We start from the raw sequence: 25,406 nt of genomic DNA on the forward strand, positions 1-25,406 counted from the left end.
TTCCGGCTCATTTTACCGTTCACCGGCTCATATTTCCGCTCTCCGGCCCATATTTCTGTTTTCAGGCCCATGTGTCCGCTTCTCCGGCTTTTTTCAGGTAGCGATCTGTCTATCCGTGAATATCATCGCAAGATATTTTGCAGTTTATTGATTTTGCCTTTTGTAAACGCAGTTAATAAATAACAATGCGCCAAACGCTTTAGGCTATTAAAAATTATGATACAATAAGACAATCAATGGATAATACTAACTAAACTGCTGGCAAAGGAGAAGTACGTTGAAGATAGGAATCGATAAAATAGGCTTTTATGCCCCCCACTTATACTTAGATATGACAAAACTGGCTGAAACCAGAAACGTAGACCCTGATAAATTCACAATCGGCATAGGTCAGGAAAAAATGGCGGTTCCGCCGATGACACAAGATGCTGTGACACTGGCGGCGAACGCAGCATTAAAAATACTCGATGAAGCGGATAAACAAGCGATCGACTTTGTCATATTTGGCACCGAAACGGGCGTTGACAGTTCCAAATCGGCTGCCGTCTATGTGCACGAGCTCCTTGGGTTAAATCCATACGCCCGGGCGATTGAAGTCAAGCAAGCCTGCTATGGCGCGACTGCAGGCATTCAAATGGCAAAAGGCCACATTGCAATGAATCCAGAGAGTAAGGTGCTTGTATTGGGTTCAGATATAGCCCGCTATGGACTCTCCACTCCGGGGGAAGCAACTCAAGGAGCAGGAGCCGCAGCACTCTTAATTAGCGCAGATCCCCATATCATGGCACTGGAAGACGAAAGTGTTTATTTTACTGCCGATGTTATGGATTTTTGGCGGCCGGTATACTCTGATGAGGCTTTTGCGGATGGAAAGCTTTCCAATGAACAATATATCGCCTTCTTTTCCGAAATCTGGAGCCGGTATAAAGAAAAATCCGGTCTCGATTTGAAGGATTTTGAGGCCATCACATTCCACCTGCCGTACACGAAAATGGGCAAAAAAGCACTCAAACCAGTCCTGGAAGAAGCCGATGCGAATATTCAGGAGCGGCTGAAGACAAACTATCAGGTTAGCACCGGATATAACAGGATTATCGGGAATGTTTACACCGGCTCGCTTTATTTAAGCCTGCTTTCGCTGCTTGAACAGCAAAATGATCTTGAAGCTGGTTCGCGAATCGGGATGTTTAGTTACGGTTCAGGCGCAGTGGGTGAGTTTTTCACCGGTATTCTGCAGGATGGTTTCAGAGAACACCTCCAGGTTAAGCAGCATCATGACATGTTCACGTCCCGAAAAGAAGTGACGGTCCCGGAGTATGAAGCCATTTTTGAAGAAAAGCTGCCGACAGACGGGTCAACCATTAAGCTGGATATTAATAATGATCCCGCAGCGATTTGTTTGGGAGGTATCAGTGATGATAAACGGCAATATGTGAACAAATTACAATAGAAGAAAGTCGAAGCGCCGCCAGTTTTTGTTCAGGAAAACTGGCGGTTATTTTACGTCTGAAAATAATCTTTAGTTCTTGTCATTTTGGACACACTATTTTCAGGTGATAATGATGAAAGCAAACGAGGTTGAAACAAAGCGTTTCGATAAAGCTCTGGATGAAATTCTTGATTTGTTTAATAATCTTGAAGATGATAAACCGGTTATCAACTTTAACACGGAAGTTTTGCAAAATATCGAACGCGCCAAACGGAAATATGGCAGCGGCATGGTTGATGAAAAGATTAATACGGTCGTTCATGAAATGCTCTCCTGGCTTGATCTTGAAGATGCCCCGACGCCTGATGAAGAAACAGAGGCGAAAGACGAGTAGAAGCTGATTCGGTTGCTTTTAACTGCAACAATGTGTCACGCTATACCTAATAATAAAAAGCAGGGGGCGTTAGCGATGAAAGGTATTCTTGTTAAAGAAGGTGAGAAACGGAACACGCTGGAATTGACCGATATGCCGAATCCTGATATTGGTGCCGGAGATCTACTGGTAAGGGTCGACCATGCGGCTGTGAATCGGACCGATATTTTGAACAGAGAAGGGAAGTCAGGCTATGCGGCGAACCCGATTTTGGGCGTGGAAGCAGCTGGGATTGTAGTTGATCCCAATGGTCATGAGTCCTTTTCGGATGGTGACCGAGTGATGGGGCTTGTCAATGGTGGCGGTTACGCTGAATACGTACCGATGCCGGCAGACCGTGCGATGAAGATTCCGTCAGCCCTCTCATTCGCTGATGCAGCTGCTATCCCGGAAGTTTTTTTGACAGCTTATCAGACGCTTTATTGGATCGGGAAGCTGCAGAAGCACGAAACGGTACTTATTCATGCCGGAGCCAGCGGTGTCGGGACAGCAGCCATTCAAATGGCAAATCAGCTATCTGAGGCTCAAGTCATTGTTACTGCGGGTTCAGCGCGGAAATTGACATTCTGCCAGGAGATTGGTGCTGATGTCGTGGTTAATTATAAAGAACAGGCGTTTGACGAAGAAGTGTTAAAAGCGACCGCTAATGAAGGTGTCGATCTCATTCTTGATTTCATCGGTGCCGATTATTGGGACAAAAATTTTAAGAGCATCAAAAAAGGCGGCCGCTGGGTGCTGATTGGTATGCTTGGCGGTGCCGAGTTGAAAAATTTCAATCTCATGACGCTTATGTCAAAGTATATTCAGCTGACAGGGACGTTGCTAACACCGCGAAGTGATGTATATAAAGCCGAATTAAGCAATGAATTTACCCAGGCTGTTATGCCGTATATGGAGGAAGGCAAAATTCGTCCAATTGTTGACACGGTCTTTCCGATTGAAAAAGCAAATGAGGCTCATGAACATATGGAAAACAACCGGAACATCGGAAAAATCTTGTTGAATATGAACAGGCAGTAAAATTGAATCGGTCTATTTGTAACAAGCTGTGAATCTTTTCTGGGTTCACAGCTTTTTTAAATAAAACAGGCGAACACCTGTTTTATTATTATTTAGTGTGGTATAATAAGAACAACAGTTCCTGTGGAGGGTGATCGATTTGGAGCGATTGCTATTAAAGGCAGTTCAAACGCGTCAAAAGATTGAAATGATTTATCTTAACAGCGATCAACGGGCAAGTCATCGAATTATTCGTGTGCTGAGTTTTAGTGAAACGATGGTGACAGCATTTTGTTTTAAACGCGGTCAAATAAGAACGTTTAAAAAAGACAGAATATTATCAATTCAACCATATTACGCAAGACGTCCCGGAGCTTAAAGGCCTAAAATAGAAGCATTCGGGCGTAATTCTTATCATATGCTCGCATAATAGCGTACAAGCTGTTTATTTTGAATAAACGCCCTGAATTTAAGTGAATACCAAATTTTCAAAATAATGTGTTTGCTGGTAATATTGTTTTATGTTAGATAAATAGAACTATTTTTAGGAGGGGACTTTTAGTGTTCAGAAGCAGATGGAAGCAACTTAGTATTGTATTATTTTTATTCGCTTTGATTGGCTTGCTTGCAGCTTGCGGCTCTGACGGCGGTGAGGCTGACGGTTCAAGTGACAGCGAAAGTGGCGGGAGCGGTGATGAATCAAGTGGCGAATTAAAAGATTCATATGTTCTTGCAACAGACTCTTCATTTGTTCCATTTGAATTCAAAGAAGATGGGGAGTATGTCGGGTTTGATATCGACTTGATTAACGCCATAGCTGATGAAGCAGGCTTTGACCTCGAAATGGAAGTAACCAACTTCGATGGTATTATCCCAGGGTTGCAGACAGGCTCTTTTGACCTTGCTATTGCCGGGATCGGTATTACAGAAGAACGTGCAAAAAAAATAGATTACAGTGATCCATATTTTGAATCCGGTCTGGCAATTGGTGTATCGGAAGACAATGAAGACATACAGGGGATTGAAGACCTTGAAGGGAAAACAATAGCCACCCGCCTTGGTTCAACAAGTGCAGCTTATATTGATGAAAATATCGATGGGGCAGAAGCAAGTCAATTCGAGCAGCTTGATCAGGCGTACTTAGCTGTTGAGAACGGCAGTGCGGATGCCATTCTGTATGATGATCCGAACGTCAGGTATTATATTCAGACGCAAGGTGACAGTCTGAAAGTCGTGGGTGACCTTTATCAGGCAGAAGATTATGGTATTGCCATTTCCAAAGGGAATGACGCACTTGTTTCCGCAATCAACGATGCATTGGCGGAAATTAGAGACAACGGTACGTACGATGAAATATACGCAAAATGGTTTGGTGAAAAAACTGAATAATACCAACCTCATCAATGAATATCAATTTTAAAAGAACTAAGGCTTATCGCCGTTAGGATTGATAGGCCTTAGTTCTTCTATTTTAGTGCACAAAAATTGTAAAAACAACTGTGGCCATCGCTGTCGGCATAGCGATGTGTCTCGTTTTAGAGGAAGGTGATAGTATGATCGGGCAGTTTGACTTTACATCTGTCGTCGAGTTTTTTCCGCAGTTATTTACCGGTTTATATTATACGCTATTGATATCGGTTGTCGGTCTCATCATTGGTTTTGTTCTTGGGGCCATTTTTGGTCTGGGACGGATATCACGAGTAAAAATAACACAGTATTTATCGATATTTTATATTGAAATTATTCGCGGCACACCGGTGCTTGTTCAAGCAATCTGGATTTACTTTGCCCTGCCGCTGATTATCCAGTTTGAGATTGAATCGATTGTAGCGGGTATTATTGTCATTGCACTTAATTCAGGCGCTTACATAGCAGAAATTGTGCGCGGCGCCGTTCAGTCGATTGACAAAGGACAAATGGAAGCAGGCCGCTCATTAGGGCTTAATCATAGGCAGACAATGCGTCACATTGTTTGGCCACAGGCGTTTAAACGCATGATTCCGCCACTTGGCAACCAGTTTATTATCAGTATTAAGGATACCTCGCTATTATCCGTTATCCTTGTGCCGGAGTTGATTTTTCAGGGGCGTCTGATTGCAGCGAACCATTTTAATGCCGTTGAAATTTATACAACGGTTGCTGTCTTTTATCTTGCTATAACATTGACGTTATCCTTAGTTCTGCAGCGGCTGGAAAGGAGACTGGATATCTGATGATTGAAGTAAAAGATTTACACAAAAGTTTTGGTGATACAGAAGTTCTTAAAGGCATCGATTGCATAATTGAGCCGTCTGAAGTGGTATGTGTTATCGGACCAAGTGGGTCTGGAAAAAGTACGTTCCTGCGCTGTTTAAACATGCTGGAGCCGATTACAGGCGGCGAAGTGATCGTAGACGGTTATAACCTGAGTGATCCGAAAACGGATATAAATATGGTCCGGACTGAAGTGGGCATGGTATTTCAGCAATTTAATCTTTTCCCGCACAAAAAAGTCATTGAAAATCTTATGCTCGCTCCTCAAAAGGTGCGTAAACTTTCTGCTGAGGAAGCGCGCGATCGCTGTATGAAATTGTTGGAAAAAGTCGGAATGGCTGAAAAAGCTGACCAGTACCCGCAGCAGTTATCCGGCGGCCAGCAGCAGCGCGTTGCCATTGCCCGTGCCTTAGCGATGGAACCTAAAATGATGCTGTTTGATGAACCGACATCAGCTCTCGATCCGGAACTCGTTGGCGAAGTGCTCGAGGTTATGAAACAGCTGGCCAATGAAGGTATGACGATGTTCGTTGTAACACACGAAATGGGTTTTGCCCGTGAAGTTGGTGACAGGGTTTTGTTTATGGATGATGGCGTAATTGTGGAAGAAAATAAGCCGGAAGAATTATTTTCCAATCCTCAGTCGGAGCGTACGCAGGAATTTTTAAATAAAATTTTGTAATTTTAATCATTGTGAAAGGCTTAAGGACAGGCTTTGAAGGCCTGTTCTTTTTCGTTGAACCACAAATGTTTTGAGTGCCTATATGTTTGAACGGCCGTCTATTTTGATTTATTCCGGAGCTTTTTTTAATTTAGTCGCTGTTTTATCACGCTAATACCAATTAAAGGTGATTAAATAGCGTTCATACTGATTAATCCATTTTGACGAATACTGGAATTCTCTTTATTCTTAATAAGAATGTTTTTTTAAAAACTTAGGAGGTGGAATCATCTTAAACGGCAATAGTAGTGTCATGACGAAAACGAGGGAACAAGAAGGGGTACATTATTTTCGCAAACCAACCAAAGAGGATGGCGCAGACGTTTGGGAGTTGATTAAACAGACAGGGGTATTGGATCTTAATTCATCATACAGCTACCTTATGTGGTGTGAGATATTTTCCGAGACATCAATCGTGGTTGAGCGTGAAGGTAATAAAGTTGGATTCATTTCAGGGTTTATCCACCCTGACCAGCCGGATACGCTGTTCATTTGGCAAGTAGCTGTCGATGAATCCGAACGTGGTAATGGATTGGCAACCCGTATGTTGTATCAACTGCTTAAACGGGAAGGTTGTGAAGAAGTTGACAATGTGGAAGCAACCGTCTCGCCTTCAAATAAAGCTTCACAGCAATTATTTAAAGGCCTTGCGAAAAAATTAAATACAAAATGTGTGATTCATGACTATTTTACATCTGATGATTTTCCAAAAGAAGGTCATGAAGATGAACTATTGTTTAAGATAGGACCAATTCAAAAAGATAAAATTACGGTGGAAGGGTGAAATGGTGACCACAACAGTATTAGAACATGACAAAATGAAGACTTTTGAGGAACTGGAATCAACAGTAAGGAGTTACAGCCGAGGCTGGCCGACTGTTTTTGAAAAAGGAAAAGGTTACAAAATCTGGGATACGGATGGAAAAGAATATATTGATTTCTTTGCGGGCGCAGGGGCTCTGAACTATGGCCATAATGATGATACGATTCAGGAAAAAATGATCGAATATATCCGTGATAATGGTATTATTCATAGTCTTGATATGGGAACGACTCCGCGAAAAGAGTTTCTTGAGACGTTCAAGAAAACGATTCTCTCACCGCGTAACCTTGATTATAAAGTCATGTTCCCGGGGCCAACAGGCACGAATTCGGTTGAAAGCGCACTGAAAATAGCCCGTAAAGTAACCGGGCGTGATTCGGTTATCAGCTTCACAAATGCGTTTCACGGCATGACAATTGGGTCGCTCTCTGTGACGGCTAACTCATTTAAGCGTCATGGTGCAGGTGTTCCGCTCCATCACTCAGTGTCCATGCCATTTGATGACTATGTTGAAGATCAGAATACGATTGCTTATCTGGAAAGATTTCTCGAAGACCGGGGAAGCGGTGTCGCGCTGCCGGCAGCGATTATCCTTGAAACAGTCCAGGGAGAAGGCGGCATTAATGCAGCGAGTATGGAATGGCTTAAAAAAGTAGAAGAACTTTGCAAGCAATGGGACATTCTTTTGATTATCGATGATGTTCAAGCTGGATGCGGCCGGACCGGCACATTCTTCAGCTTTGAACCGGCGGGTATCGATCCTGATATTGTCTGCTTGTCAAAATCAATCGGCGGTGCTGGCTTGCCAATGGCGCTGACACTTATTAAACCGGAATACGACCAGTGGGGACCGGGCGAGCATAATGGTACTTTCCGCGGTAACAATCTGGCGTTTATCGGTGCAACACAAGCACTGACATTTTGGGAAAACGATGAATTTTCCAAAGACGTTCTGGAAAAAGGTGACGTGCTGCGTAAACGAATCGAAGAACTGGTTGAAAAGTACCCTGAACTCGATGCGCACCATCGCGGAAGGGGGCTGATGCAAGGGATTGCCCTTGGCAAACACGAATTAACGGATGACATTTGTGCTGAAGCATTTGAGCGTGGCCTTATCGTTGAAACGTCAGGTCCGAACGATGAAGTCATCAAATTCCTGCCACCGCTTATTATCGATAAAGAAGGTCTCGACCAAGGGATGACAATCCTGGACGAGAGTATAAAGGCAGTTCTTGCCAAGTAGTAGACCATTTCAGCAGAGTTTTGCTCTGCTGAAATGAGCGTTTACATATAAGCTAGTATTTGTGTGTTTATAGACGTTTTTTCTTTACTAAAATGGGTAATTTAAAAATGTAACTTATACCAAGAAATGAAAGAGGGGCTAAAACATGATTGTAAAATCACTTGAAGATTTAATCGGAACAGAAGATGAAACGTATGATGAGAATTGGTCGAGCCGCCGCTTTATCCTGAAAAAAGACGGTGTAGGCTTCAGCATGAACGATACGATTATTAAAGCCGGAACCGAAAACTACTTCTGGTATAAGAATCATATTGAAGCTGTTTATTGCATTGAAGGCGAAGGAACACTGGAAAAAGTCGAAACCGGCGATGTTTATGATATTAAAGCAGGCACGATGTATTTGTTGGATGAACACGATAAACATATCCTCCGTGCCAAAACGCAAATGCGGATGGTCTGTGTGTTCAACCCGCCGCTTGTCGGTAGGGAAACACATAACGAAGAGGGCTATTACCCGCTATTGACTGAATAGGCAGGCTCATATACCCGGATTATGGTGATTATCCATAATCCGGGTTTTTTGGCAGTTAAGAAGAAGCTGGGACATAACTTATAATTTCAATATAAAAGACGAACTATACGGGGCTTAGCGGAGCAAATGTCTACAGCGGGGTATCCCGCCTCCTCTTGCTGATAATAGTTCGTCTTTTCATTTATCTAACTTTTTTTGTCCCTTACTGCATAAGTGCAACTTAGGCGTTCGCCATTATAACTTGGCGATACGTGAAGTTTTCTAATGAATGTATTTCATTTTGCGCTAGGAATCGCTGTAGTTTGCAGCGGTCAGCTGTAGTTAAGCGAATAATCGCTGTAGAATGCGCGGGAATCGCTGAAGAATGAAAGAGAATCGCTATAGTTTGGACCATAATCGCTATAGGTTTATAATAAAGCCTCTTATCGCCGTGGGGGGGTCGTTTTTGCGGTGGATTTTTTGTATTCGTGGTCGTATACGCTATTTCCGTCCAGTTCATTGAAGTGAAGTATGGGTTGCTTATCTGTTACAATAATGTTGAAAACGAAGCCAATAGAGGATACGGAAAAGTGATATAGAGGTGAATAAAGTGACAAAACATATACCTTTAAACGTGCTTGATCTTGTCAGCATATCAGAAGGACAAACAAAAAGTGAGGCGATTAACCAAGCTCTGGAAGCGGCTCAATTGATAGATAAACTTGGGTTTAAGCGGCTCTGGTTTGCAGAGCACCATAACTCGAAAAATTTGGCATCCATGGCAACTTCCATCCTTATTGCCCAGGCTGCAAAGGTGACGGAAAAAATTCGTGTTGGCTCCGGCGGTATTATGCTGCCCAACCATGCTCCGCTTCAGGTAGCTGAGAACTTTGGCACACTTGCACAATTGTTTCCTGACAGAATTGATTTAGGCCTCGGGCGGGCGCCGGGGACCGATGGCCGGACGGCTCAGCTGCTTACGCGTTCAGGTGGTGACCCGCAATCGTTTGCTAATTCTATTCTGGATCTCACTGGATGGTTCAGTGATGAGGGTTTGGCGCATAGTACACCAATAACTTCCAATGTAGGGACGGGAACGAATATACCAATGTGGGTCTTAGGTTCAAGTATGAATGGTGCCTCGATTGCCGGCCAGCTGGGTTTGCCTTTTTCGATTGCTTCACATTTTACCCCGGACAATTATAGAGAGAAGATTGATCTGTATCGTTCGACATTCAAATCGACCGCACCAACGGCACAAATTGAAGAGCCTTATGTCATGGCGGGGATTAACGTGGTTGTTGCGCCAACGGATGAGGAAGCACAGCGAATTTGGACCACGACACAGATGATGTTATTGGACTTGCAAACCGGGAAACAGCGATTAATGCAGCCGCCTGTGAATCCTGAAGAGCTTGGAACAGAACAGGAAAGAGCATTTATGGAGTCGATGTTCAGTGTCAAAGCGGTCGGTTCTCCGGAAACAGTGCGTAAGAAATTGGAAGAATTTACTGACCAGAGTGGGGCTGATGAACTGATTGTTATAACTTACGCTTACGATCCGGAAGACAGGAAGCGGTCGATGAAAATGCTCGCCGATCTCTGGTTCTAAGCCAGTGACCCACAAATTAGGTGATTTTTAATAGAAGCCTATTTATATCAAACAAAAATGACTATCGAATCAATCTATAATTTGATAGTCATTTTTGTTTGATGTTATAAACTGCTAGTCATCCGACCTAAGCCTTTTCCAGACCATACAAAATCCATGGCGACGGCAGCTCAAACTGGTGATTTTCGGGCAGGGTCTCCGCTTCCTCTTTCGTCAAGTCCATCCATATATATGTTTCGTCATCCGTCTGCGGTATGAGTTTCGTGTAGTCATTAGCGATCGTCTCCCACAACCCGGCCTGGGACACCATGTCGCTCCAAGGATACACAGTATGTAAATAATGATATTTTTTTTGATCGTGTTTGGTGAGGACGAAACGTGTTTTGTCCGCGTTTTCGAAAAAAGCCCACTGTTTCAGCTTATCTTCCGGGAACAAATCTGCTGAACCGGGGAATGGATAATAGCATTCGTATGGAAAAACCGCACCTGTCTGAATGTATGCTTCGTTCACCCATTCTTTTTTCCGTTCAAGGTCTGTAACAGGTGTCCACAGCTTATCCCCCGATTCGAGTGCTGAGGTGTCTTTTGTGAGAGCTCCGTGCAGTGTTATGTGTGGTGTAAGACCAATTTTCTCCAGAACTCGCTGAGCCGAGATATTATGCTCCTGTGTATTGGCCCCAACCCATTGGATACCATCGAGTTTCTGGACTTCCGACAATACATGATTCATCACGTCAGTGGAGAAGCCATTGCCGAGAAACCGGCAGTCGCTTCGCAATCGTCCCAGCATGGCATAGCTTTTGGCATAAATCGAATACCCGCCGACACTGACTAATTGGCCATCAAGGAATAAACCGTACAGTCGGTTGTTGCCGGAGGTCAGTCGGTCAAATATGCGTCCAACGTAATCAAACTCAATGCCGGTGTCCATCTGTTCATAATCGTAATAGTCGTTTTCATTCAAGATACGGATTGTCTTAGTCATCTGGTGCACACTCCCTGGTATTTTCTCAAATAACAGATTAACAGAATATTAGACGCTCGTTAAACATTTTATCCCAGAAACCTTCAGCTGAACCATTTTAGTATATGGCGGTGGGACATTTTTAACGCTTGTATCAATTTTCAAACAGAATGGGTTGCCACGTGTTTGATAGCGTTCTATAATGAAGGATATATTTATAATTGAGGAGATGGTGTCAGTTGCCAATTAATGTGCCACAGGAATTGCCTGCGAGCGATGCACTGAAGCAGGAGAAAATTTTTGTTATGGATGAGGACCGTGCCCGGACGCAGGATATCCGTCCTCTTAATATATTAATCTTGAATTTGATGCCGGAAAAAGAGCGCACGGAATTGCAGCTGCTGCGGTTATTGGGGAACACGCCGCTTCAGGTGAACATCAGCTTTCTCCGAACTGCAACACACCGTCCGACGCATGTGAGCCCGCATCATCTGGAAAATTTTTATACGACATTTGAAGACGTTAAAAATCGTCGTTATGATGGTTTGATTATTACCGGAGCGCCCATAGAGCATCTTGAATTTGAGGATGTTGCCTACTGGGATGAACTGACCGAAATTATGGACTGGGCCGATCGGAATGTGACGTCAACGTTCCATATTTGCTGGGGCGCACAAGCCGGGTTGTATTATCATTATGTTGTGGAAAAATTCGAGCTTCCGGAAAAGTGCTTTGGCATTTATGAGCATAATATTTCAGATCAGACGGTTAAACTGGTGCGCGGCTTTGATGACGTTTTTCAGGCACCGCACTCACGGTATACAACCGTCTCAAGAGAAGCGATTGAAGCCCGGCCCGATTTAACGCTTTTATCCGTGTCTGAGCAAGGGGCTCCGTTCATCATCATGTCTGAAGACGGTAAAAATATTATGATTACCGGCCATATGGAATATGACGCAGCAACACTTGCAGAGGAATATGAACGGGATCACAGCAAAGGGCTTGAAACGGCAATGCCGGAAAATTATTTTCCTGATGATGATGTGACAAAGGATCCACCTCATAAATGGCGTTCACACAGCCATTTGCTGTTTTCAAACTGGCTCAACTACTATGTTTATCAGGAGACCCCATTTGAATGGGATTAAATTGAAAATTGCTTTAAGCCCGTGAGTTGCGGGTTTACAGCAATTTGTTTATCTGATGGTCGTTGGTGTAACCGGTTTGCGCGTTAATCCAGTGACGATTCCAGCAGGATGCCTTTATCTTTAAGCATCTGACACGCTTTATCAAGTTGTTGTTCCGTCTCAGCTTCAATGGTATGCAAGTGAACGCCGGCGGTGAGCTTGGACAGCAGAGACGCCCCGGTTTGGTTTATCTTCTTGAGAAACGCGTCCACATCAAGCCGGTTTTTAATCATCAACGAGCCGGTTAAATCACCGTAAACCGGGTGCTCAACCATTACATTCCGGACGGTGACGCCATGATCCACAAGCGTATAAAGCTCATTTCCCGTTTCCTCGAATTTGTGCGATACGGCAATGACGCGGGAAAATTTCTGATTTTCATTGGTTTCCTCATAGTAAACATATCCGCGGGAGGTCGCGATAATCGGTTCACCTTTTGCTTTTAACAGCGAAATATCCTGAACAATTGCTTGCCGGCTCACATTCATTTGCCGTGCCAACATGCTGCCTGAGTGCGGGTCACTGCTCGCTTTCAGCACGTTCAATATTTTCTTGCGTCGCTTTTCGCCTAACACTTTGTTTCGTTCTTCCACATCCAGCACCTCAATGTAGCCTTTTGTTCATTATATCAAATCAGCATCATGGATACAGCATTCTATAAAAAAGTTCTTGATTTGTTCGGTTACATGTGTAATTATATGTGTAAAGACACATGTAAAGTTTTGTTTTTGGTGCGTTGTTATTTTAAAACACTTTACTATGTTCAATACCTCACAATTAAGGAGTGGAGAAATGGTATGGAAAAACAGGTGTCAAAATTTGGATGGGGGCTGCTGATTATCGCCTTAATTCTATCAGCTTATATTCTTCCATATACGATTCTATCAGACGTACAAGCCTGGTACGGCAGCTTTCTAGTATGGGGAATCATCGGTGTTTTAATTATCATAGCCAATATCATGATCACAAGGGATTGGGGGAAGTAGAATGAGTACGAATCTTGTAATATGGGGAATTATTATTTATTTTATTATCGCTTTAGGCATTGCGATCATGTCAAGAAAGGGCGATCGCTCGGATATGGCGGGTTTCTTTCTCGGCGGGCGGAACATGAATGGTATTCTGTCAGCACTTAGCTACAGCGCAACAACGTATAGCGCATTTATGATGGTTGGCCTTGCGGGGCTTACGTATCAGGGCGGTGTTGGGGCACTCGGTTTTGAGATCGTTTATTTTACCGGGGTCTCATTAGTTATTTTGTTCGGTCCGCGTTTTTGGCGGGCGGGTAAAAAATATGGCTATGTATCACCGTCGGAAATGATCGGCGGGCGGTATGAAAGCAAAACGGCGGCCGCAGCTGTGTCACTGGTCAGTTGTTTGTTTTTGATTCCATACAGTGCTGTACAGCTTGCCGGTGTTGGGTATCTGCTTCAGGGTATTACCAATAATGCGATACCATTTACAGCAGGTGTGGTGTTTGCAACCGTTATGGCGATTTTATTTTCCTATACGGCTGGCATTCGTTCTGTCATTTGGACCGATTCATTGCAGGCGATTATTATGATTATCACATCTACGATTGTTGTTATAATGGTTGTTCAGGGGCTTGGCGGATTTGGACAATTTTTTGGCAATCTTGAGATAAGCCGTCCGGAATCGCTCTCAGTACCGGGTAATGGTTATTTTGATTTTCTGACGTTCCTCGGGCTGACGCTGCCGTGGTTTTTCTTCAGTTTATCCAACCCGCAGGTGAGCCAGCGGTTGTTTATGCCAAAATCGCTGAAAGGGTTGCGGCAAATGCTGATCGGCTTTTTGATATTTGGTTTCATTTATACGTTCGTATCTGTCTTATGGGGCTTTTCGGCCATGCAGATGTTCCCGAATCTCGAAACAGCAGACCTGGCTACACCCCAGCTTTTATCGTCTGAACTGGTACCGCCGCTGCTTGGGGTTATCGTTATGATTGGTATTATTGCTGCAGCGGTATCAACAATTGATTCGATCATGCTGACTTTATCGTCAATGTTTGCCCGTGACGTGTACGGCAATACGAAAGGGAAGCCAAGTGATCGAAAGCAATTAAAGGTAGCCAAAATGGTTATTCCGGTTATTGCAGTATTGGCTTTCGCATTTGCCGAACTCGAGCTTAACCTTATTGCAGTGCTTTCTGTTGCTGCCTCATCCGGATTGATCGTGACGGTGCCGTCATTTTTCGGGACGTTTTTCTGGAAACGCGGCACCGCTGCAGGCGTTATCAGCAGTGTCTCAATCGGTGCGGTGCTTGTTCTGTTGATTGAGTTTTCATCTATCAAACCGCTGGGGCTTGCATCCGGTATATGGGGGCTTCTCGTATCGACGACGATTTTTGTCGTTGTCAGTTTGGCTACCAGGAAACCTAACGAAAATGCCGATGCGTTTATAAAAATAATGAAAGAAGAACGTAAAGCTTCATGAACCTGAGTATCACGCCAATTCGGAGAGGATCACGCGAAATTTTAAGGAGACCAATCGAAATCGGGGAAGAACCAACCGAAATTTCAAAGAGACCAACCGAATTCGGGACAGGACCACGCGAAATCCTCCACACACCACGCGAATGAGTGTCTGATTCGGGCTTGCCGTGTACAAAGCAGTCTGAAAAGCCATTAATATGGAAAAAGATCGGCCTTAAGCAGATTTTTAAAAAATTTGCTTAGGCCGATCTTTTTTGAATTCTCACTTGAAAATAACCGAATCGTATAAAAAGACGCATTATGAAACAACCTAAGATGTGTTCAACCAGCTGCAGCAGAAAGGATGCACCCGAATGAAAAATGGGCAAAAGGGGAGACTGCCACTGAAAAGAAGGCGGCTGAAACAGCAAAAAGCCAAACAAGCTGATAAAACTGCCAAGCTTGAACCGTCAGTTGACAGCAAGGCGCCGCTTTCTGACAGCTTACGTGCTAATGAGAACACATTTCGGTCGATATATGACAACAGTTCTGATGTAATATTCCGGCCGTTTTACATAGGCGAACAGGTTAAAGCGCTGCTTATTTATATCGAAGGTTTGTCAAATATTGAAGAAATCGATGACAGTGTGCTTTCCCCGCTCATCAAATCAAAAGCTGATGGTGACACGACTGTCGACACATTAATTAATAAAAAAGTGGCAGTCTCTGACGTGAAAAAAGTTACGACGTTTTCGGACAGTGTAAAAGAGATTGCATCCGGCAGTCCGGTAATCATTGTTGATCAGCAAACGAGCGGTTTTGCACTGGGGCTTTCCAAATGGGAAAATCGTTCGGTTGAGGAACCCCAGGCGGAAATGGTGGTCAGAGGACCGCGTGAAGGATTTGTTGAAACGATTGGTGTCAACACGTCACTTATTCGGCGGCGAATCAGAAGTCCTAAACTGAAAATGAAAGCGATGGAAGCCGGCGAATATACTAAGACAGCGATTAAAATTGCTTACATTGATGGCGTTGCAGATCAATCAGTCATAAAAGAAGCTGCAAGCCGAATAAACCGGATAGACGTGGACGGTATTCTGGATAGCGGCGTTTTGGAAGAGTATATCGAAGACCACCCACAGTCACCATTCCCACAGGTGTTGTCAACCGAACGCCCCGATATCGTTTCCGCAAACTTGCTGGAAGGCCGTGTCGCCATTTTGGTTGACGGGTCACCATTTGTCTTAATAGTTCCTGCGACCTTTTATTCATTGCTTCAGTCTAGTGAGGATTACTACGGACGTTTCTTAATCGGCACATCGATTCGCTGGCTGCGTTATTTTTTTCTTCTGATTTCGCTGTTTTTGCCTTCATTATATGTTGCATTGCTGACGTATCATCAGGAAATGGTGCCGACCACGCTATTATTCAGTATTGCAGCTTCACGCGCCCAGGTTCCCTTCCCGGCACTGATCGAAGCGCTCATGATGGAAATTACGTTTGAAGCGTTGCGCGAGGCCGGTCTGCGTCTGCCGAAACAAGTGGGCTCTGCTGTTAGTATTGTTGGCGCGCTGGTCATTGGAGAAGCAGCCGTTTCAGCAGGTATTGTGTCTGCCCCGATGGTGATTGTGGTTGCATTGACGGGCGTGGCATCATTTACGATACCGCGTTATTCAGCATCGGCCGCCGTTCGCATGCTCCGATTTCCAATGATTTTTCTTGCAGGAACACTCGGTCTTTTGGGGATTATGCTCGGAATTATTGGCATTATTGTCCATATGGCAACGATACGTTCATTCGGTGAACCTTATCTCAGTCCAATGGCCCCAATGAAATGGCGGGGCATGAAGGATGTTCTGATTCGTGCCCCTTGGTGGAAGCTGAACACAAGACCCCGCTTTACAGGGGAAACAAATGATTATCGGCAAGCTGATAATCAAAAACCATCACCGATAAGAGGTAAAGACTAATCGGCGGCTAAGATGGAGGTGACAAACGTGATTGAGAATGGAAGAATAAGTGTCTTGCAAATGGCGATTCTTGTTTATCCAACGATCATTGCCACAGCAATCCTGCTTCTTCCGGCCATAACAGGGGATCAGGCTAAACAGGATATGTGGCTGTCACCAATTTGGGCATCTGCTGCAGGTTTTTTGGCAGTCTTTCTTGCTATCAGGCTGAATAATCGCTTCCCTGACATGACAATTATTCAATACAGTGAAGTGATAGTGGGTAAATTTTTAGGAAAAGCAATCGGGCTGTTATTCATCCTTTTTTTAGCCCATAATTGCGGGGTTACTTTAAGAGAGTATGGTGAGTTTGTCAAAGGAAACTTTCTCGAAGATACTCCGCTCGCCGTTATTATTGGAAGCATGATTTTTATATGTGCACTTGCCGTAAGAGGCGGAATTGAAGTAATGGCCAGAAGCGCGCAAGTGTTTGTGCCTGTGGTGACCGTGTTATTTATCGTGGTCCTACTCTTACTCATACCGGATATAACCCCGGGCAATGTGCAGCCCGTCTTTAAAGATGGCATAATGCCTTCTTTAAAAGGTGCAACTGTGGCAGCAGGCTGGTTTCTTGAGTTTTTTGTGATAGCGTTTATGCTTCCTTTTCTGAGAAATCGGAAAAAAAGCGCGAAATGGAGCATCATTACGGTTGTTGCCGTTATAATTACCATGGTTGTTACCAATCTTGTGACGTTGTTTATCTTCGGTGCGCTCACCCCGACATTCACCTATCCCGTCATGGAAGCTGCCCGGTATATCAGCATCGCTGAATTTATTCAGCATATGGAATCGGTTGTTATGGCAATCTGGGTGGGCGGTATTTTTATAAAAATATCAGTGCTTTTGTATATCACCGTCTTGAGCACTGCACAATGGGTGAGGTTAAGCGATTATCGTCCGATTGTTTTTCCGTATGCGTTTATTATTGGCGTGCTCGGACATTGGTCTGCAGAAAATGTCCAGGAACTTGAGAAATTCCTGAAAGAAACGTTTCCAATATATGCACTTCTATTTCTGGCCCTCCTGCCAACAATGCTGTTGGTGACTGCAGCGGCAAGGGGATTGAGGTCACAAAACACCGATAATCGAACCAGCAGTGATGCCTCAGCAGGAAAGGACAGGTCTAAATGAGACGGCTTATGGTAATGAAAAAATGGCTGATAACACCCGTCGCTATTCTTCTGATGCTATTGCTTGCAGGGTGCTGGGATCGGACGGAAATAAATGATTTAGCGATTATTGTCGGTCTCGGCCTGCATGAAACAGAGGATGAAGAGGTTCAACTATCAGTGCAGATAGTTAATCCTAGTTCAATGGCAAGTGGGCAGAGCGGTAATAGCGGACAGCAAGGGACAGGTCAGCTGACAACAATGGAAAAAGAAGTCGGTAAAACAACTTTTGATGCCAGGTCAAAACTGCAGGAGAAAGTTTCACGAGAGTTGTTTTCCGGCCATAATAGAGTAGTGTTCATTAGTGAAAAATTAGCTGAAAAAGGAATACGCGATCATATCGATTTTCTCGCTCGCTATACCAGACCGCGCTTGAGATCGTATGTTTATGTTACAAAGGGTGTTCCGGCCGACTTCTTTAAAGTGATGCCTGATCTGGAATCCAGCTCGGCTGAAACAGCCCGGGAACTTGCAGATTTAAGAATCGGGATGAGTGTTGAAGTCAAAGAATTACTGCAAATGACAGCTGACGCGAGTGAGAATGCGGCACTGCCAATTATCACAATCGAGGGAGAACCGCCCCACTCGTATGGGTTAAGAGTCCAGGGAGCAGCTGTATTTAAACACGGAAAAATGGTTGGACAGCTGGATGACAGTGCTACGAGGGGTGTCATGTGGATTCGTGACGAAATTGAAGAAGCTACCATCATGGTGCAGCCCGAGGGCGAAACCGGTTATATTTCTTTCCTCGTTTTAGATGCAACGACGAAGCTTGTTCCCGAAATTAAGGGGGACAATTGGACAATGACCGTGCAAATTAATGCGATCGATGATGCGGTTGAAAATCACACCACGTTGGATTTAATGAAGCCGGATACGATAAAAAGACTTGAAAAACAATTGGAAGAAAAGGTCGAACAACGTATTCACATTGCGCTGGAACAAGTCCAGAAAGATATGAAGGCAGACATTCTTGGATTCGGTGAATCATTTGACAGCAAGTATCCGGATAAATGGGAAGCGGTTAAAGACAATTGGGATGAAAAGTTTTCCGAAGTAACCGTTAATATTGAAAGTGATGTGGAAATAAAACGGCCCGGCAGGTCCACATCACCACCGGCACTGCCAGAAGATGAGGTCACAAACGAATGAAAATAATAAGCATCATTTTAACGGCTGTGGTTGTTATTTTAATAACATTGTATGAATGGCCAAGCACAAATGAGGACATGAAAAAGGAGAGACGAACCTTTATCGTTTTAACAGGGGGCGGGTTTCTTCTGGCGGTTGTGCTGATCATTTTCCCGAATCTTTCCGGACCCACCGAATTTGTCAGTTGGCTGTTTAAATCGGTGGGCGGATGGATGACGGGGGAATGACCTTTTCAGGTTTTTCGCTTAAAAGACCAGCAAATCGGCTCAAAAAGAACTGAAATGGGCTCAAGTTGGTACGGATTTCGCTCAAGTCGACAAATTTTTCGCTGAAGTTGGTAGTCGTTGGGTCGCAGGCGTTTCCGCGGAGCAGCACTCCCCGTCGGTCGATACTGCTTCGATGCAGGAACGTTTTGTTGCTCACAAGTATTTCCGGATGCGCTGGAAGTTTTGCTAAGCGCTGGAGATTACAATTTGTGCGCCTCCGAATTAATCAAAAAAATTTTAAAGGATTTTGCCCAATCGTGTCGAATGTATTATTATGGTCGAAAATTTAATACGAAAGGTTGTGTGCTATTGTATGTTAAACCACTGACGTTTCCGCTCCACATCCACAAGGCGCTCGCTCTTGATAGGCGTATTGCTGCAACCCATCCGCAGAAACCTGCCATCAGTAAGGCCGCTGCCAATCTTCTCTCGGGCCACAGGGGTGAGGAATCCCTCCTCTACCATTTGAACTTTCTACCTGAAGATGACTTCCGAATCTACCACTACTTAAGAATTCCTGACGAGAACGGCCATTTTCAAATGGACTTCCTTCTTTTATCACTTTACTTTTTCCTGATTATTGAGGTTAAAAATATATATGATCACGTGAATTTTGACGAGATGGGACAGGCCTACCGTGAATCCGCGGATAAAGTGGAGGTCTTTGGAAATCCCGTAGATCAAGTTTATTTGCAACAAAGAAGGTTGTTATCATGGCTGCGTGCGGGGAATTTCCCCGCCGTGCCAATCGAAAAGGTTGTTGTTTTCAGCCAGGATAGTACGTATTTGAGAAATCTTACCAACAATTCAACGATTTCCGAGACGGTCATGCATCGTCATAAATTCCTTCCAATGATTGATTTGTTCAGCAAAAAATATACGATGAAATGCTTTTCTAATGATCAGTTAATAGAGCTGTCTCAATGTTTGCTTGAAGCTCACACACCTGAGGTTTATGGCGGGGTTGAAAAATTTGGAATAACAATGGAGGATCTCGTCAAAGGTGTGGCTTGTCCGGCGTGCAGCGGCGTCCCAATGCAGTGGAAAAGTGGTAAATGGGTGTGCATGGGTTGCCAATTTAAATCAAAAACAGCACACTGGCAGGCATTGACAGATTATCGCTTGCTGATTGGTGAGTCGATCAATAACCGGGAAGCCCGGGCCTTTTTGAAGCTTAATTCCAACAGTGTCACAAGGAAGTTGCTGCATTCGCAAGGGTTGAAAAAGTTTGGCACCGGGAGTGGGTTGCGCTATCGGCTGGGTGAAGAGTAACTATTAAAATAGCATTTTCGCTTAAAGGATCAGCGAATCGGCTTAAAAAGCTCTGAAATCGGCTCAAGTTCACGTGAATTTCGCTCAAGTCGACAAATTTTTCGCTGAAGTTAGTGCTCTCCGGGTGGCAGGCGTTTCCGCGGAGCACTTCTCGCCGGTTAATGCTGATACGGTGCCACTCACATATTTATAACCCACGATATACTTATTTTGTACTATAATAGAGAAAGATAGAATTTGCCGTAAAAGGGGAGAGCGGTATGAAATTATTCCATACGGCGGACTGGCACCTGGGGAAGCTTGTTCAGGGCGTCTATATGACGGAGGACCAGCGTTACGTGCTGGAACAGTTCGCACAAGCAGTAGAAGAGGAAAAGCCGGATGCGGTAATAATTGCCGGGGATTTATATGACCGGGCGGTGCCGCCGACTGAGGCAGTGCATTTGCTGGACGAGACGCTGAGTAAAATCGTGCTGGAGTTAAACATACCCGTGTTGGCGGTGGCAGGCAATCATGACAGTCCGGCGAGGCTTGATTTTGGCAGTAATATTATGAAGCAAAACGGGTTTTACATGGCAGGTCACTTCGATCCTGAATTTAAGCCTGTTGAACTCTTTGATGAACATGGACCGGTTCATTTCCACCTGGTGCCGTATTGTGATCCAAGTGTTGTGCGCACGATGACTGACGATGATACAATCCGCAGCCATAATGATGCAGCCCGGAAAATCACCGAAATCATTCAGCGGGAGATGGATCCTGACGCGCGGCATGTGTATATTGGTCATGCATTCGTCACACCATTCGGCGAGGAAGAAGCGAATACGAGTGAGTCGGAGCGCCCGCTGTCGATTGGCGGCGCCGAATATGTTGACGCGAGAAACTTTGACGCATTCGATTATACGGCGCTTGGGCATTTGCATCAGGGACACCACGTTAATCATGAAACCATCCGGTATTGCGGATCCATCCTAAAATATTCCATCTCTGAAGAACATCATCAGAAAGGCTATTCGGTTGTAGAACTGGATGAAGACGGCAATGTAACGATTGAAAAACGCACGCTTAAGCCAAAACGGAATATCAGAACGGTTGAAGCGACAATGGAAGAGTTATTAACCCATCCGGCCAGTGACGATTATGTATTTGTGCGGCTGTTGGATGAAGCGCCGGTATTATCGCCAATGGAGCGGATCAGGTCGATTTATCCAAATGCCATGCACGTTGAGCGCGTCAGTTTTAAGACGGCCCATGACCAGTCTGAATCATCGAGCAACACAAAACGCACGGAAATGAGCGATCTCGATTTATTCAGGAACTTTTATAAAGAAGTGAAGGGTTACGAAGCTTCAGCGGATACAGAGTCACTGTTTAAGGACATTCTCGACGAACGCTTAAAAGAAGAACGTGAATCGAAACCGTCCAAAGATATGGTAAAAAATTAGTAAGGGGGGGATAATCAATGCGTCCAATAAAACTGACGATGACAGCATTTGGACCATATAAGCAGACTGAATCGATTGATTTTAATGAGCTCGATGGCAATAATTTGTTTGTGATTGCCGGCAACACCGGGTCAGGTAAAACAACGATTTTCGATGCAATTTGTTTTGCATTATATGGCAGTGCCAGCGGAAGCGACAGAGAAGATAACCGGATGCTTCGGAGCGACTTTGCACCTGATGACACGCATACAGCAATTGAATTGGAATTTGAAATACATGGCCATTACTACCGCGTGCTCCGGCAGCTCGGTCATGTTAAAAAAGGAAATAAATCCAAGACCGGTGAACGATATGAATTTTATGAGAAAGTAGACGGTCAGGAAGTGCCGTGTGTCGACCGGCAGATTGTTTCGGAGATTGATCGTAAGTTAGAATCAATCATTGGGCTTACGCAGGATCAATTCAAGCAAATTGTGATGCTGCCACAGGGTGAATTTCGAAAGCTGTTGACCTCTGAAACGGAAAATAAAGAAGCGATACTGCGACGGCTGTTTAAAACGGAAAGTTATAATGCGATTAATCAACTTCTAAAAGACCGCAAAAGTCAGGCGCAGGAAGCATTTAGGCAGCTGCAGCAATCGCGGGATCATCATATAAACAGCTTACATACAGCACTGCCTGAACGGGAAGATGCTGAATTGTTTGATGTGCTCACGAGCGATTACTACAATACGAATCAGATTATCGATGGTCTTGATAAAGAAATAGCGTATTATACGGATAAAATATCGGCCGATGAGCAAGCGTATCAAACGGCATATCACAAACATGACAAAAAACAGACCGAGCTGAATGAGGCAAAGGCACTGAATAATCAATTCGCCGACCTCGATCAGAAAAAGACCGAATTGAATAATTTGGAGAAACAAGTACCGGCATTCAAGGAAAAAGAAAAACAGCTCGCAAACGCTGAACGGGCAAGTCATCTGGAAATCTATGAAAAGCAGGTCACTGAATGGCAAAACGATGAAAAAACGAAAAATACGGCCTTACAGCAAGCTGAAACGACGGATAGAGACGCACGGGTTAAACTTGATCAAGCCTCGAAGGTCTACCAGCAGGAGGAAGCGAAAAGCAATGAACGTGACGAGGCAGCACGCCAGCTTGAACGATTGAAAGGGTTCCTCCCGACCGTGAAAGAGCTTGATAAAAAGAAAAATGACCTCATAACGCTCGGCGAAAAAGGCAAGCAATCAGCCAAGGATCTTGAAAAAGTTAAATCTGAACACGCGAAACAGACAGAAACCGTCGAAAGCACTGAAAAACAAACGAGCGAACTTGACCAAGCTGTCAGTCAGCTCCCGGATAAACATCAGGCACTGATGGAAGCCCGCGAACAGTATAAAGCAGCACATGAATTTGCCGAACTTGAAACCAAACAATCCGCCTTAAAACAGGATTTGGAACAAAAAGAAAAAGCCTTTATGGCAGCCAAGCGAGCATACAACGCCAAAGAAGACGTCTGGCTGAACAATCAGGCCGTTGTGCTGGCAGGTCATCTGCATGACGGAGAATCCTGTCCTGTGTGCGGGAGTACAGAACATCCGAATAAAGCAAGCCAGCATGGTGAAATGGTTACGCGTGAGGTGCTTAATGCCCTGAAAAAAGACATGGAAGAAAACGAGAAGAATTTTCGCGCAGCCGAAGCTGAATACAAAACAAACGCCGATCATCTTGCACAGAAAAAGCAAGAGCTTGAGCAGTATGACATTCCTGCCGACAAGGCTTTAGAGGTCCGTGACCAGTTATTTGAAAAAGGAACCGGACTCAAGCAAGAAGTCGAATCACTGAAAAAACAACAGGAAAAACTGAAGCAGCAAAAAGAAAAGCTGGAAAAAGCCAGGGAAGCATTAAAAAATCTTGAATCGCAAAAAGATCAGCTCGATAAAGCGCATCAACAACTGCAGTCGGAGTATCAGTCAGCTCATGCTGTTTATAAAGAACAAGTGCGTAACATTCCTGAAGATGTCCAGAAACTTACGGCACTGGAAAAACGGATTACTGAAACGGAAGCGCACAAAGCGAATCTTGAAAAGGCTTGGGAACATGCACAACAAGCGCTCCAGCAGGCAAAAGAAACGGCCGCCAAAACACAAGCGGATTTGACCAACGCAAAAAATCAACTGAGTGAAACAAACGAAAAACGCAAGAAAGCTGAAAAAACATTCCATGAAGCATTGGAAAAGGCAGAGTTCGAATCAGAAGACGCCTACCGTCAGGCCAAAATGATGTCCTCAGCGCGTGAAGAACTGAAAGAGGCGATCAGGCAGTTTAATGACAATCTGACTGCCAAGAAACAGCAGGTACATGAGCTTGCTGAAACTTTGAAAGATCGAAAGCCCGCCGACCTCGAAGCGCTTGAAGAAGAACGGCAGACATTGAAAACGGCGTACGAAGCAGCATACCGAACGCTCAATCAGTCAAAGGATTACCGCGTGCAGGCGATGACGATAAAAGAAAATATTGAAACCGCACATGAACAGGCTGCCGAACGTGAAAAGGAATTCTCCGTTATCGCTGACTTGCATGATGTGCTGCGCGGCCAGAACGATCAGAAGATTTCGTTTGAACGGTATTTGCAGATTGAATATTTGGAGCAGATTATTGACGCTGCCAATATTCGATTAAAACGTTTGTCCAACGGGCAATTCTCATTGCGGCGAAGTGATCGTCAGGAAGCGCACGGGAAGCAAAGCGGCTTGGCACTCGATGTGGATGATGCATACACCGGGCAGCGGCGTGATGTTAAGACCTTATCAGGCGGTGAGAAGTTTAATGCATCGCTCTGTCTCGCCCTCGGTATGTCGGATGTCATCCAAAGTTTCCAAGGCAACGTCGTAATCGATACAATGTTTATCGATGAAGGTTTCGGCACACTTGATGAAGAATCGCTGAATAAAGCAATTGACACATTAATCGATTTGCAGCAGTCAGGCCGAATGATCGGTGTTATCTCACACGTGCAGGAGCTGAAGACCATCTTTCCGGCAATGCTGGAAGTTCAAAAGACAAAAGAAGGCCACAGCAGAACCGAATTTGTAGTAAAATAAAACCCGGCTTAAATGGAGAAGCACTGCTTCTCAGAAAACACTTGCCACACGACGAGCACCGTGGTAATTGTGAACTTTAAGGAAAATTGTGTAGATTTGAGCGGAAATCGTGTGAACTTGAGCCGATTTCACTGCTATTTGAGCCAAATCTGTGCCCGTTTGAGCCGATTCCGTTACATCATCAGCCAATCGAGTCGCTAACGAGCATGACGGCAGGAATCGGTGTACCGATCAACCCCCCTTTATGCTTTCACGCATAAAGGGGGTTTTTTGGTGTGTCAACCCTGTCTGATTTAAATAAATTACAAAAGTTTTGTGTTTTCTGATAAAATGAGGATATAGACTCAGAAAATAACCGCAATCCATGAAAAAAGAA

Annotated in this window: 23 protein-coding genes; 21 read left to right on the forward strand and 2 right to left on the reverse strand. The window is 44.4% G+C overall.

Annotation, left to right across the window (positions count from 1 at the left end; translation table 11 throughout):
- Positions 1 to 277 precede the first annotated feature (277 nt).
- From BMZ22_RS00700 to BMZ22_RS00750, 11 genes are all read left to right on the forward strand, one after another.
- Positions 278 to 1,450, forward strand: coding sequence for a hydroxymethylglutaryl-CoA synthase (locus tag BMZ22_RS00700; protein ID WP_090080004.1), 1,173 nt, complete (start codon positions 278 to 280; stop codon positions 1,448 to 1,450).
- Between the two features lie 112 nt (positions 1,451 to 1,562).
- Entirely contained in the window at positions 1,563 to 1,823 is a 261-nt protein-coding gene (locus BMZ22_RS00705) for a hypothetical protein (RefSeq protein WP_090080006.1), read from the forward strand.
- Between the two features lie 75 nt (positions 1,824 to 1,898).
- Complete coding sequence (locus BMZ22_RS00710; protein ID WP_090080008.1) at positions 1,899 to 2,882, forward strand: NAD(P)H-quinone oxidoreductase; 984 nt, start codon at positions 1,899 to 1,901, stop codon at positions 2,880 to 2,882.
- 139 nt (positions 2,883 to 3,021) lie between these two features.
- Positions 3,022 to 3,240 carry a WYL domain-containing protein gene (locus BMZ22_RS00715; RefSeq protein ID WP_090080010.1) on the forward strand — a complete coding sequence of 73 codons (219 nt, stop codon included), beginning with the start codon at positions 3,022 to 3,024 and terminating at the stop codon, positions 3,238 to 3,240.
- A gap of 182 nt (positions 3,241 to 3,422) precedes the next feature.
- Positions 3,423 to 4,250 carry a transporter substrate-binding domain-containing protein gene (locus BMZ22_RS00720; protein ID WP_090080012.1) on the forward strand — a complete coding sequence of 276 codons (828 nt, stop codon included), beginning with the start codon at positions 3,423 to 3,425 and terminating at the stop codon, positions 4,248 to 4,250.
- 164 nt (positions 4,251 to 4,414) lie between these two features.
- Positions 4,415 to 5,074, forward strand: a complete 660-nt coding sequence (locus BMZ22_RS00725) for an amino acid ABC transporter permease (protein WP_090080013.1) — start codon at positions 4,415 to 4,417, stop codon at positions 5,072 to 5,074.
- Positions 5,074 to 5,796 (forward strand): amino acid ABC transporter ATP-binding protein, encoded by a 723-nt coding sequence (locus BMZ22_RS00730; RefSeq protein ID WP_090080014.1) that lies wholly within the window; start codon positions 5,074 to 5,076, stop codon positions 5,794 to 5,796. The genes BMZ22_RS00725 and BMZ22_RS00730 overlap by 1 nt, the downstream gene beginning before the upstream one ends.
- A gap of 292 nt (positions 5,797 to 6,088) precedes the next feature.
- The gene (gene ectA / locus BMZ22_RS00735) at positions 6,089 to 6,619 is read left to right on the forward strand and encodes a diaminobutyrate acetyltransferase (RefSeq protein WP_090080017.1); all 531 of its coding nucleotides are present in this window, start codon (positions 6,089 to 6,091) and stop codon (positions 6,617 to 6,619) included.
- A gap of 1 nt (position 6,620) precedes the next feature.
- Positions 6,621 to 7,901, forward strand: a complete 1,281-nt coding sequence (ectB, locus tag BMZ22_RS00740) for a diaminobutyrate--2-oxoglutarate transaminase (protein ID WP_090080019.1) — start codon at positions 6,621 to 6,623, stop codon at positions 7,899 to 7,901.
- A 145-nt stretch (positions 7,902 to 8,046) separates the two neighbouring features.
- The gene (locus tag BMZ22_RS00745) at positions 8,047 to 8,433 is read left to right on the forward strand and encodes an ectoine synthase (RefSeq protein WP_090080021.1); all 387 of its coding nucleotides are present in this window, start codon (positions 8,047 to 8,049) and stop codon (positions 8,431 to 8,433) included.
- A 580-nt stretch (positions 8,434 to 9,013) separates the two neighbouring features.
- Complete coding sequence (locus BMZ22_RS00750) at positions 9,014 to 10,024, forward strand: LLM class flavin-dependent oxidoreductase (RefSeq protein ID WP_245745107.1); 1,011 nt, start codon at positions 9,014 to 9,016, stop codon at positions 10,022 to 10,024.
- Between the two features lie 127 nt (positions 10,025 to 10,151).
- Here the strand turns inward: BMZ22_RS00750 and BMZ22_RS00755 are convergent, their stop codons facing one another.
- On the reverse strand, positions 10,152 to 11,009 hold the full coding sequence (locus tag BMZ22_RS00755) for a GNAT family N-acetyltransferase (protein ID WP_090080025.1): 858 nt from the start codon (positions 11,007 to 11,009) through the stop codon (positions 10,152 to 10,154).
- 218 nt (positions 11,010 to 11,227) lie between these two features.
- Between BMZ22_RS00755 and metA the strand changes: the two genes are divergently transcribed.
- The gene (metA, locus tag BMZ22_RS00760; protein WP_090080028.1) at positions 11,228 to 12,136 is read left to right on the forward strand and encodes a homoserine O-acetyltransferase MetA; all 909 of its coding nucleotides are present in this window, start codon (positions 11,228 to 11,230) and stop codon (positions 12,134 to 12,136) included.
- Between the two features lie 83 nt (positions 12,137 to 12,219).
- Here metA and BMZ22_RS00765 read toward each other — a convergent pair whose 3' ends face one another.
- On the reverse strand, positions 12,220 to 12,768 hold the full coding sequence (locus BMZ22_RS00765) for a transcription repressor NadR (RefSeq protein ID WP_143069941.1): 549 nt from the start codon (positions 12,766 to 12,768) through the stop codon (positions 12,220 to 12,222).
- Between the two features lie 204 nt (positions 12,769 to 12,972).
- On the opposite strand from BMZ22_RS00765, the gene BMZ22_RS00770 reads away from it, so the two are divergent.
- The 9 genes from BMZ22_RS00770 (at position 12,973) to BMZ22_RS00810 (ending at position 25,030) form a co-directional block, all read left to right on the forward strand.
- Entirely contained in the window at positions 12,973 to 13,161 is a 189-nt protein-coding gene (locus BMZ22_RS00770) for a hypothetical protein (RefSeq protein ID WP_090080030.1), read from the forward strand.
- 1 nt (position 13,162) lies between these two features.
- Entirely contained in the window at positions 13,163 to 14,629 is a 1,467-nt protein-coding gene (locus BMZ22_RS00775) for a sodium:solute symporter family protein (protein WP_177183311.1), read from the forward strand.
- Between the two features lie 352 nt (positions 14,630 to 14,981).
- Positions 14,982 to 16,577, forward strand: a complete 1,596-nt coding sequence (locus BMZ22_RS00780; protein WP_090080033.1) for a spore germination protein — start codon at positions 14,982 to 14,984, stop codon at positions 16,575 to 16,577.
- A 27-nt stretch (positions 16,578 to 16,604) separates the two neighbouring features.
- Positions 16,605 to 17,747 (forward strand): GerAB/ArcD/ProY family transporter, encoded by a 1,143-nt coding sequence (locus BMZ22_RS00785; RefSeq protein WP_090080036.1) that lies wholly within the window; start codon positions 16,605 to 16,607, stop codon positions 17,745 to 17,747.
- Positions 17,748 to 17,761: 14 nt separating this feature from the next.
- A complete protein-coding gene (locus BMZ22_RS00790; RefSeq protein WP_218144011.1) occupies positions 17,762 to 18,937 on the forward strand; it encodes a Ger(x)C family spore germination protein in 1,176 nt (391 codons plus the stop codon).
- Positions 18,934 to 19,164: a hypothetical protein gene (locus BMZ22_RS00795; protein ID WP_090080040.1), complete on the forward strand. Its 231-nt coding sequence runs from the start codon at positions 18,934 to 18,936 to the stop codon at positions 19,162 to 19,164. The genes BMZ22_RS00790 and BMZ22_RS00795 overlap by 4 nt, the downstream gene beginning before the upstream one ends.
- A gap of 348 nt (positions 19,165 to 19,512) precedes the next feature.
- Entirely contained in the window at positions 19,513 to 20,475 is a 963-nt protein-coding gene (locus BMZ22_RS00800) for a nuclease-related domain-containing protein (RefSeq protein WP_177183312.1), read from the forward strand.
- A gap of 260 nt (positions 20,476 to 20,735) precedes the next feature.
- A complete protein-coding gene (locus BMZ22_RS00805; RefSeq protein WP_090080045.1) occupies positions 20,736 to 21,920 on the forward strand; it encodes an exonuclease SbcCD subunit D in 1,185 nt (394 codons plus the stop codon).
- Between the two features lie 17 nt (positions 21,921 to 21,937).
- Complete coding sequence (locus BMZ22_RS00810) at positions 21,938 to 25,030, forward strand: AAA family ATPase (protein ID WP_090080047.1); 3,093 nt, start codon at positions 21,938 to 21,940, stop codon at positions 25,028 to 25,030.
- The last annotated feature ends 376 nt before the right edge of the window (positions 25,031 to 25,406 follow it).

The organism is Lentibacillus persicus (assembly GCF_900112705.1).
In the GTDB taxonomy this organism is placed as follows: Bacteria; Bacillota; Bacilli; order Bacillales; family Amphibacillaceae; genus Lentibacillus; species Lentibacillus persicus.

What these genes read in the sequence shown, in the direction of transcription:
- BMZ22_RS00705 (WP_090080006.1), top strand. Translation starts at nt 1,563, where the DNA reads ATGAAAGCAAACGAGGTTGAAACAAAGCGTTTCGATAAAGCTCTGGAT.
- BMZ22_RS00710 (WP_090080008.1), top strand. Translation starts at nt 1,899, where the DNA reads ATGAAAGGTATTCTTGTTAAAGAAGGTGAGAAACGGAACACGCTGGAA.
- BMZ22_RS00725 (WP_090080013.1), top strand. Translation starts at nt 4,415, where the DNA reads ATGATCGGGCAGTTTGACTTTACATCTGTCGTCGAGTTTTTTCCGCAG.
- BMZ22_RS00730 (WP_090080014.1), top strand. Translation starts at nt 5,074, where the DNA reads ATGATTGAAGTAAAAGATTTACACAAAAGTTTTGGTGATACAGAAGTT.
- ectA (WP_090080017.1), top strand. Translation starts at nt 6,089, where the DNA reads ATGACGAAAACGAGGGAACAAGAAGGGGTACATTATTTTCGCAAACCA.
- ectB (WP_090080019.1), top strand. Translation starts at nt 6,621, where the DNA reads ATGGTGACCACAACAGTATTAGAACATGACAAAATGAAGACTTTTGAG.
- BMZ22_RS00745 (WP_090080021.1), top strand. Translation starts at nt 8,047, where the DNA reads ATGATTGTAAAATCACTTGAAGATTTAATCGGAACAGAAGATGAAACG.
- BMZ22_RS00755 (WP_090080025.1), bottom strand. Translation starts at nt 11,009, where the DNA reads ATGACTAAGACAATCCGTATCTTGAATGAAAACGACTATTACGATTAT.
- BMZ22_RS00770 (WP_090080030.1), top strand. Translation starts at nt 12,973, where the DNA reads ATGGAAAAACAGGTGTCAAAATTTGGATGGGGGCTGCTGATTATCGCC.
- BMZ22_RS00775 (WP_177183311.1), top strand. Translation starts at nt 13,163, where the DNA reads ATGAGTACGAATCTTGTAATATGGGGAATTATTATTTATTTTATTATC.
- BMZ22_RS00780 (WP_090080033.1), top strand. Translation starts at nt 14,982, where the DNA reads ATGAAAAATGGGCAAAAGGGGAGACTGCCACTGAAAAGAAGGCGGCTG.
- BMZ22_RS00790 (WP_218144011.1), top strand. Translation starts at nt 17,762, where the DNA reads ATGAAAAAATGGCTGATAACACCCGTCGCTATTCTTCTGATGCTATTG.
- BMZ22_RS00795 (WP_090080040.1), top strand. Translation starts at nt 18,934, where the DNA reads ATGAAAATAATAAGCATCATTTTAACGGCTGTGGTTGTTATTTTAATA.
- BMZ22_RS00805 (WP_090080045.1), top strand. Translation starts at nt 20,736, where the DNA reads ATGAAATTATTCCATACGGCGGACTGGCACCTGGGGAAGCTTGTTCAG.
- BMZ22_RS00810 (WP_090080047.1), top strand. Translation starts at nt 21,938, where the DNA reads ATGCGTCCAATAAAACTGACGATGACAGCATTTGGACCATATAAGCAG.